The sequence below is a fragment of the Microbacterium sp. NPDC055665 genome (assembly GCF_053618035.1).
Map to the genome: position 1 here is coordinate 57559 of NZ_JBSHGY010000011.1, position 16404 is coordinate 73962.

Below are 16404 nucleotides of genomic sequence, written 5' to 3' on the forward strand. Positions count from 1 at the left end.
GCGAAACAGCTGGGCACGGATGGTGTCCTCGCGCGCAGGGCGCGGCGGCATGAGCGGGAGCGGGAGCTGTGGGCGTGGTGGCAGAACCACCTCACCAGGAAGGGGGGCAGATCGGGGAAGAACCGTGCAGGCCCCGGCCAAACCCTCATCTTCCAACTCACCGACGCGCACGGTGGCCCTGAGGCCTACCCCTCCTACCCCACGTATCCGGACGGGCAAGGGGACCACCACACCGCCTGGAGGTACGTGGTCGCCGGGCTCCTGCAACAACTGCGCGACACCGAACTTGCCGCGTGACCGTTCACGATGACCTTGACAGCAGCGTTGAGATACGTGCGCCTGTTCGTTACTACCTGTTAAGCGCTCCCGTAGGCAATAACTGCGATGACGATCGCGGCTCCGAGAAGAATGCCCCCTGCGATCGAACCTCCGATCCATATCAACGTGTGCCATCTTCCAGGCGTGGGTGAGGTAGCGATTTGTTCAACGTTTCTGTGGTCGATGGGAGCTCCCTCGTTCAGTAGATCGTGCAGATGTCAGGTTCCAGGCGCGGGGTAACCATGCGTTGCGTCCTGGAGGAGACTGTGAGGTCTGGGGGTGAGAGCCGCGAGGGTGGTGTGGGTGATGGTGGGTGTGTGGCACAGGACTCGTGCGAGCTCGGTGGTGTCGGCTCCCTCCTTAACGAGCTTTTGAAGGTGTGACCCGATGTACAGGTGGAGGCGCTGCTGCAGGACCTCAGTGAACGCGTCCCGGTCGAGGCGGAGCAGCCGCAGCTGATCGCGTACGACCCGATACGTCGATGTCAGGCAGACCGCGATCAAGAGCACGCCCATGAGCGCGACCAGGACCGAGACGAACGACAGGGCAAAGATGCCGGCGAGGATTAGCAGGACACCGGGCACGAGGGGAACCATGGTGAACCCGACGGTGCCGAGGATGTTAGCCACGATCGCTTTGTGAGCGCGGCGGTTGAGCTGGTCAAGCTCGCCGCTTGCTAGGGGCGGTTCGGGAGGGCAGGCGTGAGCGGAGTACCACCGAGGGCGTGGTGTTGAGAACCTCATGGCTTCAAGTGTCGATCGAGGGAAGATGAGGTCGTCGGACAGCGCGTGTGCGGGGAGCGCGTAGGCAGATTCGAGGACACTAAGCACTTCCCCGGCGACCGGATCAGGCATGGGGCCAAACTCGGCGTCCCTCGCCCACCGACCCTGCCCGCTGCAGACCTTCCATGCGGCGGCGAAGCGTCCAGGCGAGCGCGGACCCTCGAATACGACGGAAACTAGCGCGATCCGCTGATAAATATCTCGGGACGCCTGGAGTCTCCGCTCTTCCTCAGCCTTCCGTTTGACTGACTTCTCGGTGCGGCGCGGCCACCGACTCCACCAGCTAGTCCCCGTCAATTGCCTCAACCCTCTCGTCCCAAAGCCATGCCGCTGTGACAGATCGCATTTACCCCGCGATGTCACGAAGAAGCAGCGGCCGCATCGAGGCGACCCTTTGCAGGGATGCGGTGAGATGTAGGGATATCCGTATGGTGCAGTGTGGTGGGGGCGGAGATGGTTGGTAGATGACTACTCTTCAACGTCCTATAACCGGTCGCGTGATCGCGGGCGTGTGCGCCGGCCTCGCACACCGATTCGGGTGGAAGCCCACCACAATGCGTGTGCTGTTCCTCGTCTCGTGTCTTCTCCCCGGACCACAGTTCCTTCTCTACATCGCTTTGTGGATCCTTATGCCTGCGGCGACGGTCGCTGCCAGCGCTCACCGATCCACGGCCTGAAGGCTGAGGCACCCTACGCCGCGATCCCTTGACCTCGAGCGCGAGTTGAGCTTGTTTCCAGAGCAATCTGTCGACTTTGTGCTGTGCCCCCGACGCGCGCTTGTTCCGGCTTTCGTTGGCGAGCGTTTTGCGAGCAGAGCTCGCGATTCAACAGCTTCGTCCCGGGGCGGTGGCCGCGCTCATCGGGATAAATCAGCAGACCCTTCGCCGCCCGCGTTCTATCTGGTGATCGCGACGTCACCGTGTATGAGCTACTGCGGCTGGGGGGAGGTCGTAAGCGCTCCCTTCGGCGGTGCTGGTTCAGCGGGCCCTCGATCGCGCTACGGAGGAAAAGACTGGCCTGTAGGTGTTCGAACACACGCGGCAGTATCACGAGACCGAACTTGCTCGCGGCCGATAGCTTAGTGGCGCCCTGAGACAAGCGCTGCGACTGTAATCGCAGCGCACCGAGAAGAACGCCACCTGCAATCGATCCTCCGAACTACAGCATTGTGCGCCAGCTCGGCTCAGGGGCGGAATCGGCAGGAAGATTGGGTGAGTTCCCCCGTCGATGGGGCAACGTTCCGCCGACGCCCCGGACACGGTGCCCCGTCCTCCGCCTTACAGAGAAATTCCGTGATTGTGAGACGGGTGTTCCAGGCGGATCATGGTGGGCGAGGGGGTATACGGATGCTCTCGTGTGGGGACGGGGCATGCGAACGTGTGTGGGTGTCTCATCCTCTTTTCCCCTCCCCCAGGGATGGTGAGACACCCACACACTTCTACAGGTGTGATGTTGCTCGGGCGAGCGCGTAGGGCGATGTCTCTCTTGCGCGTAGGTGGAGTTTCCTCGAGTCGACGGGCGCATGCCCGACTCGACGTTTGCGTAACGATCTCGCCGGTCTCCTCCGGTGCAGAACCCCTGCCAAATACCTACACTGATCGGCCTTAGTTTCAGTGCCACTGCGGGTCTGCTGGTGCTGCCGGGGCGGGTCAAGAGGGGGAATTCTGCCAACCCCGGCAGCGCCTGAAGTTCCCGCGAAGAGGACGACTTCAGGGTGTTCTTGCCGGGCGCTCGGTCCCGGCAACCGGTGTGGGGAGCACCGGAGAAGCCCCATGCTTCCAGGTACAAGACCATCAAAAGCGGATTCGCTCACGGGGACTCTGACCACGAGCCCAGTCTCCTTAAATCTAGGCCCAGGCCCGCCCTCTCAGGGGAACCCTCTCCGGAAGTGCTAGACGGCCCGAGACGACTCTTGCTCCGGTTGTATCCGACTACTTGACGGCGGTACCCGGCACGTCTGCGAAGCCGTCGGGACTGCCGTGGACGACGGTCGCAGCGATGGAAGTCACCCGTTATCGCAGGTTGTGCTTGCTGTTAGGACCCGAGTTGGCGTAGTCGATGAGCACCGCGTCATCGCTGTCGAACCCCTGGTGTCTACAGGGCGGTAGCAACAGGGCGGTCCGGGTTGGCGTGATTGTCCAGTGCCTCTGTGCGTCTCTCCTCGGTGAAGCCGTCTTTGCTGAGGAGGAGCGATGGAGAAATGGAAGGCCAAGGCCGATGCGTTTGCGGCATTCATCGCCGAACGTGGACGTCATCCCGAGCGCAAGAGCGCGGACCCGCGCGAACGCCGGCTACATGTCTGGATGCTGAATCAACGTGCCGCACGGGTAGGACGCTCGAGCTCGTCATGGTCGCCGCAACGGCAGGAGTACCTCGACTGGATACTCCCCGGTTGGGATCACGACCGGCACGATACGTGGCGTCAGCACGCAGATCGACTCACGGCCTTTGTCGCCGAGCATGGAGGTCTCCCCCAGCAGCGTTCCGCCGACATTTTGGAACGCCGTCTCTGGTACTGGCTGCGTCGTCAACGCGACACACTATCGACGACCTCTGGGGCACGGTCCACCGTCGAACGGCGAGAACACCTCGATCGTCACGTACCCGCATGGGCCAGCGAAACGATTTAGAGCCTCGCCCCTCCGAGGGGGCCATCAGCGGCGTGACGTCTTAGACGGTTTGGACTCTAAGGTGCGGTGGTTGATGTGAACACGGAATTGAAGCGGCAGGCGTCGCCGGAAGCGTTCGCGGTGTGGCAGAGCGGTGGCGTGCGGCCGTACTGGCTCACCGCTGCCCGTAAGAGTGCCGGGCTGGGCGCCAGGGACGTCGAGGAGACGTTTGGCAGGGCAGTGGCTCCGGTCGAGGCGGGGAAGATGTATCCGCCGTGGACGTTTCTGTGTCGCTTTGCGGACTGGGTCGGGTGCAATGTCGAAGACCTCGCCCTGCCAGCCGCGTATGTGTCGCCGCCCATCGTTTCGTCGCGTTGGAGTATCCAGGCGCAGCTTCCGGCGTTGTTCCGAGTGCGGTATCACCCGGCGATCGTCGCTGCTACGATGCGGAACCTGAACGACCGGTATGGGATCGTGTCACTGGATGCGATTTATGCCACACGGGAACGGATCATCGGCACTGCCGCGTACGGCTGGGCAACGCAGGTGACGGCCGGAATCAGTATCGCGGAGGTTGTCGCAGATCTGAACGCAGGTGTGGCCCCGGAGACAAAGATCTTGCGCGCTCGATGGGCTGGAAACCTGGCCGGAGTGCGGAGGACAATCGCAGGTGCTCCTGCGACTGGTCACGCCAACGTGACGGCATGGATGGACAGCAGCCTCAGACTGACTTTCGAGGCCACGAAAGACGAGATCGGCGGCGTGCTCATCACCGCCACAGCTCATCATGCCGAGCACGGTCCTGTCTCCCTGCCGCAAACCGAGCTCGACTACTGGGTGCCCGTGCTCTTCTCCCCCCTCCAGCTGCGCACCGTCACCCGTCACGGTGCGCAGCTCGGATACGCGCAGCCGCAGACCACCTAACGGACGTCCACGAAGCACTAGACCTTCAGAACTCCAACCCGCACTCTCCGCCACCATCGAGGCGACAACGTGACATCCTCACGACGGCGGCAGGCCGGGTCGTCAACACAAATCGAGCCTGCCGCGTGGGACCGATGGGGTGAGTTGGGCCGGTGACAGGTGTGGATACGGAAGCGCTGCGCTCCGCACTCGGTAACCTGGAGCCCCGTGCTGATCGGGGAGACTAGGGACGGGGCTCCAGGCGTTTCTGCCGGCAATCCGCCCGGCAGCCGGTGAGAGACCACCGGGGAAGTGTGAGGACTTCCACAACATAAGACGACCGACCACGTCGTTCCTAACGGCGTCTCCATGAACTTCTTCACGGCTCTTGAGATGCCACCCGTGCGTTCCACAGCGACGGCTATGGTCTCCGGCACCGCCCACCAGCGCCACATACGGTGATATCAGGTGGTGTGCTGCGGATTCTGCCGGGGCGGGTCAAGAGGGGGAATCCTGCCGGCCCCGGCAGCACCCGAAGTCCCCGCGAAGAGGAGGACTTCAGGATGTTCTTGCCAGGCACTCAGTCCCGGCAACCGGTGTGGGAGCACCGGAGAAGCCCCACGCTTCCAGTCACAAGACCCGTCAATGCGGATTCGATTACGGTGACGGGAACAGTCGCATGATTTCGTGTTTCGATCCCCGGAGGTCTCTCACAGGGTCTGCTGTCGGGGCTGGTTCCAGAAGGGGGGATTTTGTACCAGCCCCGACAGCGCCCTGGGGTCCCTCCCTCCCGCAAGTTGAGGACCCCGGGCTGTTCTTGCCGGGAACCCGAATCCCGGCAACCGGCGTGAGGGCACCGGGGAAACCAGCTGGAGCTTCCAGATATTCAGACAACTATTGCCGATCTTCATCACGTCATCTGCCGAGACGCGAGTGGCTCTTGCGTCGTGGGGCACGGTGATGGAGGCCAGCGTGGGCGCCTGGTTGCCGGGGGTGCCTGGGGTCCTGGTCCTCGATGAGGGAGGCTCGGGTGAGGGAGACCCCAGGCATTTCTGCTGGGACTCCTTTGCCCGGCAGCCGGTGCGGAGCACCGGGGAAGATGTGCCACTTCCACTACATAAGACGACCAAACGCGGCAGATCTATCGACAGATCCCGATGCTGGCCCTTCTTGCGCGACTGACGTGATGGTGACCGGCTCCGCCGGCCCCTCTGTCTCTTCCCCTGCAGCGGCTGCGCCGCCGGGGACGTTGTTTTGCCGTGAAGCCTGCGGCATTGTCCGGTCGATCCCCCTGCACGCAAGCCCCACTACGTGGGACCCGCTCCGCCGAGATTCTGGGACGCGCTGCGCTTATTTCGCCCCAGATTCTCTCCCCCGCGGCCCTGCGGGTGGCGTTCCGGCTGCTCTCCCTACCAAGACACTTCGTGCCTTCTCGGCAAAACAACGAGGGGTAGGAAGAGAGAACATCATGACCACTACCAGCACCGTCGAACTGATCGAGGCGCACCCGGCCCTGATCCAGCTGGAAACGAATATCCGTACCGAGGCGGCCCTCGACGCCGGATTCCTCGCCGCAATCCGCGCCAACGGCGTCCTGACCCCGGTCCTCGGACACCGCAACGAAGACGGCACCGTGACCGTGCGCGCCGGACAACGCCGAGTGCTCGCCGCCCGCGAAGTCGGCCTCGAAACCGTCCCCGTGTACCTCGTTCCGTCGACGGATGACTTCGAGGCGGATCGGATCGTGCAGCAGCTGGTCGAGAACGAACAGCGCGACTCGATGACCGACGTGGACAAGGTCGCCGCGTACAAGGCGCTCGAGCTGGAAGGTCTGTCCGTGGCCGCGATCGCCAAGCGCACCGGCACCAAGCGCGACACTGTGAAAACATCGCTCGCGGTCGCGGCGAATGAAACCGCAACCGCCGCGATCAACGAACACCCCGTCACGTTGGATCAGGCCGCGGTGCTGATGGAGTTCGACGGCGAGGAGTCGATCGTGGCCACGCTGATCCAGGTCGCCACCACGGACCCCGCCCAGTTCGAGCACGCCGTCCAGCGTGCCCGTGACGACCGTGCCCGCGCCGAGAAGCGCCAGGAGCTCGTGGACGAACTGACCGCGAAGTGCCTCACCATTCGCGAGAACCGTCCCGGCTACTACGACAAGACGCCCGTGAACGTCGCCGACTACGCCACCGCCGACGGCGAGAAGATCACCCTGGACACCCTCGCCGGACTCGACGGGGTATCCGCGTACGTCCAGGTGTACTACGGCGGTTCCGTCGACGTGTCCCTGTACATCGAGGACCCGAAGGCGCACGGGTTCAAGAAGCGCACCGCGTCCGGTCAGGCGCGCACGCCGATGACCGACGATGAGAAGGCCGAGCGCCGGGTTCTGATCGAGAACAACAAGCAGTGGGAGGCCGCCGAGACCGTGCGCCGCGAATGGCTGGCCACGTTCCTGGGACGTCGGACGCTCCCGAAGAACACCACGGCCGTGGTCGCGGAACTGCTTGCCAGCGGCCGCTACCTCGTGGGCGACGCGGTCAGTCACGGGAACGCCCTGGCCGCGGACCTGCTCGGCGTCGACGGACCCACCGGGTTCGGGATCGACCGGCTCCCGGACTACCTGACCGCGCACCCGACCAAGGCCGCCCACGTGAACCTCGCGATCGTCCTCGCCGGAGTTGAGGCGCACACCGACCGAAGCACGTGGCGATCCCCCCGCGCGATCACAGCCCGGTACCTGCACATCCTCCAGGGCTGGGGATACGGCCTCTCCCCCGTCGAGAAGATCGCGGCAATGATCCAGGACGACCAGACCGAGGACACCGACGCTCCGGAGAGCTGATGTTGGGTGCCCCACCTCACCACCCGACGTGGGGCACCGCGACACCGGCACGGAGGCCGGCGCCGCGGTACTGCGGGTGCCGGCGACGGAGCACCGGCACCCGCCCCTGTTCGGACGGCGCGCGGCGCCGCATATTCCCCCTGTGCGGCCTGCGGCCGCCCAGACGTTGTTTTCCCAAGGCGGTGTGGAGCTGCGCCACGATAGCTCCGCTTCCGCCGCTGCGTGCCGGGCTTTCGCGGCATATCCTCCCTCGCTGCGCTCCCTCCGGTATTCCACGGACCCCGCACCTGCAGCTGCGCTCTCTGAGCTCTCGCCCCACCCGCCACGGGAAAACAACGAGGAGAAGAGACCATGCAGACCACGCGTCCGATACCCGGCGTCACCTACTACGCCCCCATCGCCCTCGCCAGCCGTTGGCCGCTCATCTTCGGCCAGAACCACGGAGTCATCGTCGACCACCCTCCCACGAACAGGGAGTCGTCTACAGCACCCGCGCTGCCGCCCTCGAAGCCTTCTCTGACCTCCGCGTGTGGGGAGACGGCAACAGCGCCCACGCACGCATCGCCGCTCTCACCTACCAGGGCGAGCACATGCGCGGTCGATCCGGTTTCGCGTTCGCCACAACACGCGAGATGACCGACCACGACCACGCCGTCACCACCCGCTGAACAGGAGACCTCATGACCATGAATACCGCCGCTCACGCACTCACCGTCGGGCAGATCCTCGAATCGACGTAGGGATACGACCAGACCAACGTCGACTTCTACGAAGTCATCGGGGTCACACGCACCACGGTGACCGTCCGCAGGCTCCGCGCCCAGGCTGTCGAGCAGCGGGCGCACATGTCGAGCACCGTCACCCCGAAACCGGAGGACTACGCCGGTGAACCGTTCCGCCGCAAGGTCCACACGTACGGCTCCTCCCCCTTCATCCAGATCGAGTCTTACGCGAACGCCTACCCCTGGAACGGTGCCCCGCGCACCGCCACCCACTACGCCTAACCCCGAAAGGACGCACACAATGATCAGTAATCACGAGCTCGCGAAGTTCGGCGCGGCCGTCGCCGCGATCGTCACCTTCTACTCCGGTTCCTTCGCCGTCGCGCAGCGGATCTGCGATGCCGCCCCCGCGGGTCTCGACCTGGACGACCGCGACCAGGCGCGCGAACTCTGCTCGCACTACGGCCTCGATCGTGTGGAGATGGGTGACACCGTGCGAGTGATGTTCGACCAGCCCGTTACCGGCAAGAAGGGTGACATCCGCTCCGCGGTCGTGAAGTGGCACGACTCCCGGCATCTCGGCGACGGTGAGGTGGACGAGCATACGGCCGCGTCAGAGCTCATCGAGCAGCTGCTCGGATTCTCCGGAATCCACATCGCCACCTGAACCAGCCGTGTGGTGCCCGAGGGCACCACACCCGGACCGGGCCGGCGACGGAACGCCGCCCCGGCCGACAGGCAGCCACGGAGGGTTGCCCTCCCATCGGTCACGCGCCTTCGGCGCGAGACTGTGCCAGCCGCTGCGCGGCCGTTGTATTGCCGTGAAGCCTGCGGCATTTTCCGGTCGATCACTCGCCCCGCAAGCCCGCTGCGCGGGCCCGCTCCCCCAAGACTCTCCGGACGCGGTCGCTGCGCTCCCTCACATCGCCCGGAAACTCTCTCCCCCACGGCCCTCCGGGTTGACGGGCCGGGCGCTCTCCCTACAGAGACACTTCGTGCCTCCACGGCAAAACAACGAGAGGGAAGAGAGACCCACACCATGACAATCCACCAACTCACCATCGGCATGTACGCACGCACCCCCGACACCTTCACCGCCGCATACGACGACGGCACCACCGGCCCCCACCGCGGCCGACGCGAAGACGCCGAACGCGACTACACCGAAGCCAACACCGCCACCGGAGAGACCCGCACAGCCATCGAGAACTACCGCCGGGACTCCGCCGTATTCCGCCCCTGGGCACGCATCCACCCCGACTCCCGCAGCAACTACCTCGGCCGACGCCACGTCCTCGCCCTCGACACCCGCACCGGCGGCTCGGTGCTTGCCCCCTGGCTCGGACCCGACGCACTCCCCCAGCCCCCCTCGCGCAGCGGATCCACAATCGCCAGCTCAAGCGGCGTCATCCTCGCGCAAACCGAACACCACACCCTCACCTACTGACCGGAGACCCCCATGAGCACCGAAGCGATCCGCGCCGCCTACCAGCGCTTCCCCCACGACACCCTCACCATCAACCGCGACAACCGCGACCAGATCATCGCCATCGCCGACACCTTCCGCGCGGCCGTCCAGGTCGGTGTGTTTATGTCCCTCGGCGCCACCGACCTCACCGCGGTTGCCGGCGCCCACCAACTCGGTGGTCTCCTGTTCACGGGCCGCATCCTCCCCCTCCGAGACAGCACCCGCCGCGAACGCCCCGCACGCATGGGCGTCATGATCAGCCACACCCCCGCCGACGAAATCGACATCCACGTCCTCGAATACGCCCGCGTCACCGAACACGCCCGCCTTAACGGCATCTACATCGACCAACTCAACCGAGCACTCCTCGCCCTCGACTACGACGGCACCCCACTCAACCCCCGCTACTGGCTCTAACCCCACACGGGCCGCACCCGACCGGTGCGGCCCGGATCGGCAGCGAGGGGACACCCCTCGCGCTCCCCCGAGAGCACAACTCGCAGCATCATGACTTACTTAGCTTGCAAGACATACAAGGCTTCCTTGTCAAACAAGTATTGCAAGGCAAGCAAGGCTTGTATTAAATACAGAATCAAAGTACGGTGAGTCGCAGCAGCAGTCAGAACGAACCTGCAGCGAAGCTATACAAGGAATGCAAACAAGGCTTGCATTCCCCGATTGGAGAACAAGTGGCCATCACGACATTCCAGGGCAACAAAGCCGACGTACGCGCTCGGCGCATCCGCTTCGGGATCCCTGCAGCCCTGCAACTGGCCGAGACCCACATAACTGCAGTCGCGAACAACAAGGGAGGCGTCGGGAAATCACAGCTCGTCGTGCAACTCGCTGCGGCGCTCGCCCGCCTGGGATTCCGGGTGCTTGTATGCGACATGGACCCACAAGCCAACACCACACGACGTCTCGGAATCGAGTACGACCCGAACGCGCCCATCGTCACGATGTCAGAGGTCGTCAAATCGGGGGAGCGCGGCATCGGTCAAGGCGCCGTACTGCCCTGCGGCTGGATCGACTCTGACGGCAACCCCACCTCCGAGGCAGAGAACATCGATCTGATCCCGTCCCGGTTCGACCTCATCAACCGCGAGACCGAAGCAGGGCAGGTCGGCGCCGTGCGCCGCCTCAAGCGCGCGCTCGAAGGCTGGACCGATGAGTACGACATCGTGCTCATCGACACCCCGCCAAGCCTCGGCCATCTCGTACAGATGGCACTCGCAGTCGCCAACACAGTCCTGATCCCCTCGGACGCCACCTACGATTCCGTGGAAGCCGCCATCCGACTCCGCGACTTCGTGCAAGTCCACGCCGAAGACCTCGCCAACCCGGGACTCCACATCGGCGGCGTCGTCACAACCAGGTACAAACGAAGCCTCGAGGCGGAAGAGCAAGTAGCAGGTGCCCGCGAACACTTCGGTGACCTGCTCCTCGATCCCACCCGCATCGTCAAAGAACCAGGAATGGACGACCTGCTTCTCCCACGATGGATCCCCGAATGGGTTCGGCTCACAGAGGCCGACTCCGCGGCGGTGTCTGTCTCAGCCTGGTCCGACCGGCAAAGCCGAAAGACCGTAGCGCTCTACGACTCCGTGGCAGCGGAATACATCAACAAGGTGATCGGAGAAGCAGCATGAGCCGTCCCGAGCGACGCCGACCCGGCGCCCAAAGCCCACTACTGACCCCACAGGTCGAAGCAGTTCGAACAGCGCCCGAACCAGCGACCGAATCACGACCCACGGTCACGGTGCAGACGTCGAGCCCTGCGTCGCAAGCAGGCAACGCCACAACCCCCACCAGCCACGAGGCAACGACACCTGCACCACGCGACGCCCGCCCCTCAATGATCGACCGCACCTTCAAGATCGAGGAAGGACTCGTGCGGCGGAGCGAAACAGCAGTACTCCGCCGCGCGGGCGGATACACATCGATGCGTGCATTCATAAATGGAGCGATCGCCACCGAACTTGCCCGACTCGAAGCAGCGCACAACGGGGGAGAGACGTTCCCACCGAACTCCAGCGAGTTCCAGAAGGGGCGTCCATTCGGCAGCTAAAGCCACCAGCAATAACCCCAGCATGGTGATCTTCGTGAGGTCTCTTCTTGGGGAGCGGACGGGGGATCGGCGTGGGCAGCGGAGGCGGAGCACGTCAACAGCTGCTCGAAAGCTTCGATGTCTGCCCCGCCCAGTCGTTCAGGATGCTCTCGAGCTGCTGCAACGCGCTGGACACATCAAACGAGGTGGGCGCCGCGGCCGGCGGGCTGAGCGTAGCTGCGGATGCCACCATTCAGTGGAAGCGTGTACACCCCTGAGCAGCGCAAGGGAAAGGACCGTGGTTAGAGCGACCTGGCCGGGTGACGAAGAAACCTCTTCATGAACGTGCCGCCTTCAGATCGAATCGGCACGCCCAGTCGTCCAACGGCGAGCTTCGCAAAGGCTGGGCGCGGCAAACTGTGTTGTCATCATTTCAGGCAAGGGGCTCGGAAAGCGGGCAAGAGAGGAATGGATACCTCTTGATGCGCGCCGTCAGACGAAGGCGCTCCTGATCGGGATCCTGGCACTCATCGTTTGCTCTCAAGCCGCGCGCGCCGCTAGTGCTACGGCCGATTTGCGGCGACCCGCGTGATGAACGGTACATTTCCCCGTCTATCTTTGCGTCGCGATCGTCCGGCGGGATCGCGGAGCACGGTAGAGAAATGAGAACCCGCGGTCGGGAGCCGGGGCGAGAGGCTTCTCGCCCGACGCACAGTCACCCGTTCCCGTGCGGACGTATGAGGAAAGAAGGCCATCCAGTGAACCCTCAGAACCTGAACCATCGTGACAGCCATTCGGTTTCGCCGGAGCAGACCAGAGGCTTCTCGCGTCGGTCGGTCGTGGGTGCGGCTGCTTGGTCAGTTCCAGTGGTCGCGCTTAGCGTCGCAACTCCGTTGGCGGCGGCCTCCACCGCGGCTCAGCTCGTCCTGGGCGCGCCTACCACGGCGAACGTCAATGAACAGTTGACCGTATCTGCCCGCCTGGTTGGCGACGATGGCCAGCCGATGGTCGGCGAGTCGATCACCTTCAGTGTTTCTCCGACCTCGGTTGGCACATTCGGACCGGCGGCGGCGAACGTCACGGTGCAGACGAATGGGACGGGCGAAGCGACGGTGGGCAATCTGAACATCCACCAGCCCGGCACGCTCACCCTCGTTGCCATCGGCGCGGGGCTTACAGACACTAAGGCCATCACGATCGAAGCCTCAACGGGGACGACCGCGTTCGACCAGTCGCAGTACAGTACCGCAGCGAACTCTACTGTGGTGCTCACCGGAGTAGTCACCCGACTGACTGGAACGCAGTATCCGACGAACGTCTATTTCACCTACACGGGCGACGTGACTGGCCCGTTGTCCGCCTTGGTCGCCGCGGGCGGAAGCTTCAGCCTCAACGGTGTCCAGGTCGGAACCAATGGAGGGTCCGTAACAGCGACTGCTACCAATTTTGGTCAGGCAGTCGCCACAATCCTCGTCACCTCCTAACAGTCGCGACCCTCTGGAGTCGATCGCGGGCGCCTCTAGCGTGTCCTCTCCACGATGGATCACCCCATTCTGAATCCGTCAGGAAGGTGAGCGACTGAGCTGGTGCTTACGCGAGGGTCGATTGAAATTTCGACCCGTTCTTGGGGGTAAGGGGGCGGTGAACTTCGCGTTGGAGGCGCAGTGCGGCCAGGCACTTGCGGAGTCTCTGTCTACGAAATCGGCCGCCAGACGCCGAGGGTGTTCAGGCTTAGCAGGCAACGACATTTGGAGCATCGTCAGGCGTGCAGCCTTTCCCACATGTGACACACCGCCGGCTGCGACGGACAGAGTGAATACCGGGATGCGGAACGGGCGGCTGCAGCCTCCGGTGCCGGTCTCTGGGGCGTGTGCGAGACCGGGTCCAAGGAGGCGCGGTGAACAGCGACCTTCGACGGTTCTGGCGATACGTCGTGCGGGGGCCCGCGGCGTCGGATGGCTGGCTGTGGACAGGGGCCGTTGGGGATGACGGGTATGGCCGATTCTGGACATCGCTCCCGGAACCAACCATCGTCAGCTTAGGAACATCGCTAGAGCAACGCTCGATCATGCGCTTGCCCGAGCAGAGCCCAATCCAGCGAGCCGTGTTGTGCGGCTACTCCCGGCGCTCAAGGCATTAAGAAGGCTGGCTCTTCCCTCATCCAGGTGCTAATATCTGCTCGTCTGCGGGGAGCAGTGGTCGCTGGCGCGCGTTTGGGGCGCGAAATGCCAGGGAGGCATTGTGTTCGCCCATATACTCGCCACAGGCACGGGAGCGCTCCCCGTCGAAGTCAGTAGTTTCGTTGGTCGGCGCCGCGAACTAGCGAACGTGAGTCAAGCGCTGCTCAATAGTGCTCTGGTGACCCTGGTTGGGCCGGCTGGAGTAGGAAAGACCCGGATAGCTATCCGGGTCGCACGTCGGGTTGGCAGCAGGTTCAGTGACGGTGTTGTCTTCGTGGACTTGGTTGGTATCACGACCGGCCGCCAGTTGCTGGACGCGGTCACGAGCGCGGTCGGGGTGCATGTCGCGAATGCCGACACAGGGTCCGCTCTTCTGACACACCTCAGCGACAAGAAAATGCTCATCGTGTTGGACAACTGTGAGCACCTGGTGGAGCTCGCTGCTGAGTTTGCGTCCGCTCTACGTCAGAGTTGCTCCGGCATCTCGCTCCTCGCGACCAGTCGCGAGGAGCTTCGCATACCGTGGGAACACGTGCTGTTTGTCGCCCCATTCGCTATCCACTGCGCGGACAAGAGCCAACACGCGCAGTGCAGCGCAGTGCAGCTCTTCATTGACCGGGCGAAGCCTTTCGTCCGCGTACCGGTGTCACCCGCTGACCTGGATACGATCGCACGGATCTGCGATCAATTGGATGGTCTTCCGCTCGCTATTGAGTTGGCGGCAGCCCGTATCCCGGTACTCTCGCTTGAGCAACTGCTCGTCGAGCTACGTCATCCGCTCCAGGTCGCCACACGAAGCTCACGGCACGGAGACGTTCGACATCAGTCACTCCGTGGAGCGATCGAGTGGAGCTACGACCTTTGTAACCGCTACGAACAGGGCGCGTGGCGGTGCTTCAGCGTTTTTGGTGAGTCGTGGGATCTTGAGGCTGGCACCGCCGTGCTGGATCACGTCATGGCCTATGACGTCCCTTCAGTCGATATCCATCAAGCTCTGCTCGAGAAGTCGATCATTCAGCGCGTTGAAGGGCGGGGGCCAACACGGTACTCGCTGCTCGCGTCAATGCGACGCTTCGGACGTGAGAAGTTGACAGCAATGGAATCGCAGAGCGCGCAGCGCGCCCACCGGAACTGGCACGTACACCGGTTAAGGCAAGCCGAGGCGGATTGGCTCAGTCCGCGACAAGCCGAATGGCTCGAATACTTTCGTTACGAGTTACCCAACATACGTGTGGCGGCCGAGTTCTCACTCACGGATCACGAACATCCCGATGAGCTGTTCGACCTGCTGTCAGTCGGGTGGCGGCTCGTGTGGCAGGCGGACGGGAGAACCAATGAACTCCGTGACTGGCTTAGCCGCGCATTGAGTCTTGGGCATGGGCCCAGCCCGAGCAGATCCATGGCTCTATGTCTCTACGCACTCGTGGACGGGAGGAACGGCGACGTAGAGTCCGCGCTGAAGGAACTGGCAGCCCTCCGCCTTGAGGTCGAACGGTCAGGTGACGCCCTGCTCCTCTCCTATGTCGATGGCGCGATCGCCCAGCTCCTGCCAGATGCCGAAACCGCGGTCGACCTCTACGTAAGCGCGCTTGCTGTTCAAGACGGGAACCCGGTCGCAGTGGCTAGAGGCGGGACCGCGGTCCAACTGGCTCAGACGCTTGAGCGGCTCGGACGAACTGCTGAAGCCGAAACGCTACGCAATCGTCTCCTCACTGAAGCAGAAGTCACGGGAGAGCAATACGAGATAAGCGAGCTGCTACTGAATAGTGGTGCCGCTGCGCTTCGCCGAGATGAACTCGACACCGCGGCGGACCTGACTCGTCGCGCTCTGGCGATGCAGCGGCGCCTTCGTAACGCGATCGGTATCGGGCACGCGATTCGAATCCTCGCTGGAATATGCCTCCGGGGCGGCGCTCCAGGGCGGTGCGCCTATTTGCTTGGAGCCGCCCAATCCGCATGGCCAACTTCCGGGATGGCCTCGCCCCGCATCGACGACCGAGACGCCGAGATCTTCGAGCAAGAGGCAAGAGCGATCCTCGGCCAAGAAAAGTACAAACTCCGCTTCGACTCCGGTGCCCGGTTGACACTCGAAAAAGCCATTGCGCAGGCGCTTGGCGAACCCGTCATCGGAGCGCCTTACAGACGTGCCAAGTCGCGTGCACTCACGGCGCGGGAGGAAGAGGTCGCGGCCCTCGTCGCCGAAGGTCTCAGCGACCGAGAGATCGCCAAGCAACTCATGCTATCCGTTCGCACGGTCCACGGGCACGTGCAGCACGTCTTCAGCAAACTCGCCCTCACCTCCCGAACCCAAATCGCGATATGGAGAACACGCGACAACGGAAGCGACGCAAGACCGGAAGACTGATCAAGGATCATGGTGCGGAGATCCGGATCATCTGACGGTGATGCTCGGCGGTGAGGGCGTCTTGCGGGATGGAAAATAACTTATCCACCCGTCGATACGCGTAGTCGACTCCTGCATTCAGCCAGACGGAATCGTCATCGCGGACGTCGTCGCCCATGAGCC

At 63.7% G+C, this 16404-nt stretch carries 14 protein-coding genes and 1 pseudogene; 13 read left to right on the forward strand and 2 right to left on the reverse strand.

The features are described from left to right. Window positions 1-297: pseudogene (locus ACWGO6_RS17065) on the forward strand (hypothetical protein); the annotation flags it as partial. 239 nt (window positions 298-536) lie between these two features. Here the strand turns inward: ACWGO6_RS17065 and ACWGO6_RS17070 are convergent. Continuing rightward, on the reverse strand, window positions 537-1172 hold the full coding sequence (locus tag ACWGO6_RS17070) for a hypothetical protein (protein ID WP_452327396.1): 636 nt from the start codon (window positions 1170-1172) through the stop codon (window positions 537-539). Window positions 1173-1564: 392 nt separating this feature from the next. On the opposite strand from ACWGO6_RS17070, the gene ACWGO6_RS17075 reads away from it, so the two are divergent. The 12 genes from ACWGO6_RS17075 (at window position 1565) to ACWGO6_RS17130 (ending at window position 16242) form a co-directional block, all read left to right on the forward strand. Further along, complete coding sequence (locus ACWGO6_RS17075) at window positions 1565-1777, forward strand: PspC domain-containing protein (protein WP_452327397.1); 213 nt, start codon at window positions 1565-1567, stop codon at window positions 1775-1777. Between the two features lie 1515 nt (window positions 1778-3292). Next, window positions 3293-3730 (forward strand): hypothetical protein, encoded by a 438-nt coding sequence (locus ACWGO6_RS17080; protein WP_452327398.1) that lies wholly within the window; start codon window positions 3293-3295, stop codon window positions 3728-3730. A gap of 66 nt (window positions 3731-3796) precedes the next feature. After that, the gene (locus tag ACWGO6_RS17085) at window positions 3797-4633 is read left to right on the forward strand and encodes a hypothetical protein (RefSeq protein WP_452327399.1); all 837 of its coding nucleotides are present in this window, start codon (window positions 3797-3799) and stop codon (window positions 4631-4633) included. A 1447-nt stretch (window positions 4634-6080) separates the two neighbouring features. After that, on the forward strand, window positions 6081-7460 hold the full coding sequence (locus ACWGO6_RS17090; RefSeq protein WP_452327400.1) for a ParB/RepB/Spo0J family partition protein: 1380 nt from the start codon (window positions 6081-6083) through the stop codon (window positions 7458-7460). A gap of 527 nt (window positions 7461-7987) precedes the next feature. Then, window positions 7988-8128 (forward strand): hypothetical protein, encoded by a 141-nt coding sequence (locus ACWGO6_RS17095; protein WP_452327401.1) that lies wholly within the window; start codon window positions 7988-7990, stop codon window positions 8126-8128. A gap of 129 nt (window positions 8129-8257) precedes the next feature. Then, complete coding sequence (locus ACWGO6_RS17100; RefSeq protein ID WP_452327402.1) at window positions 8258-8464, forward strand: hypothetical protein; 207 nt, start codon at window positions 8258-8260, stop codon at window positions 8462-8464. 19 nt (window positions 8465-8483) lie between these two features. Beyond that, window positions 8484-8849, forward strand: coding sequence for a hypothetical protein (locus ACWGO6_RS17105; RefSeq protein ID WP_452327403.1), 366 nt, complete (start codon window positions 8484-8486; stop codon window positions 8847-8849). A gap of 372 nt (window positions 8850-9221) precedes the next feature. Next, on the forward strand, window positions 9222-9629 hold the full coding sequence (locus tag ACWGO6_RS17110; protein WP_452327404.1) for a hypothetical protein: 408 nt from the start codon (window positions 9222-9224) through the stop codon (window positions 9627-9629). Between the two features lie 12 nt (window positions 9630-9641). Further along, a complete protein-coding gene (locus ACWGO6_RS17115; protein ID WP_452327405.1) occupies window positions 9642-10067 on the forward strand; it encodes a hypothetical protein in 426 nt (141 codons plus the stop codon). A 272-nt stretch (window positions 10068-10339) separates the two neighbouring features. Next, entirely contained in the window at window positions 10340-11299 is a 960-nt protein-coding gene (locus tag ACWGO6_RS17120) for a ParA family protein (RefSeq protein ID WP_452327406.1), read from the forward strand. Between the two features lie 1156 nt (window positions 11300-12455). Then, window positions 12456-13181, forward strand: a complete 726-nt coding sequence (locus ACWGO6_RS17125; RefSeq protein ID WP_452327407.1) for a hypothetical protein — start codon at window positions 12456-12458, stop codon at window positions 13179-13181. A gap of 874 nt (window positions 13182-14055) precedes the next feature. Continuing rightward, entirely contained in the window at window positions 14056-16242 is a 2187-nt protein-coding gene (locus tag ACWGO6_RS17130) for an ATP-binding protein (protein WP_452327408.1), read from the forward strand. A 7-nt stretch (window positions 16243-16249) separates the two neighbouring features. On the opposite strand, the gene ACWGO6_RS17135 is transcribed toward ACWGO6_RS17130, so the two are convergent. Beyond that, window positions 16250-16399: a hypothetical protein gene (locus ACWGO6_RS17135; RefSeq protein ID WP_452327409.1), complete on the reverse strand. Its 150-nt coding sequence runs from the start codon at window positions 16397-16399 to the stop codon at window positions 16250-16252. Window positions 16400-16404 lie beyond the last annotated feature (5 nt).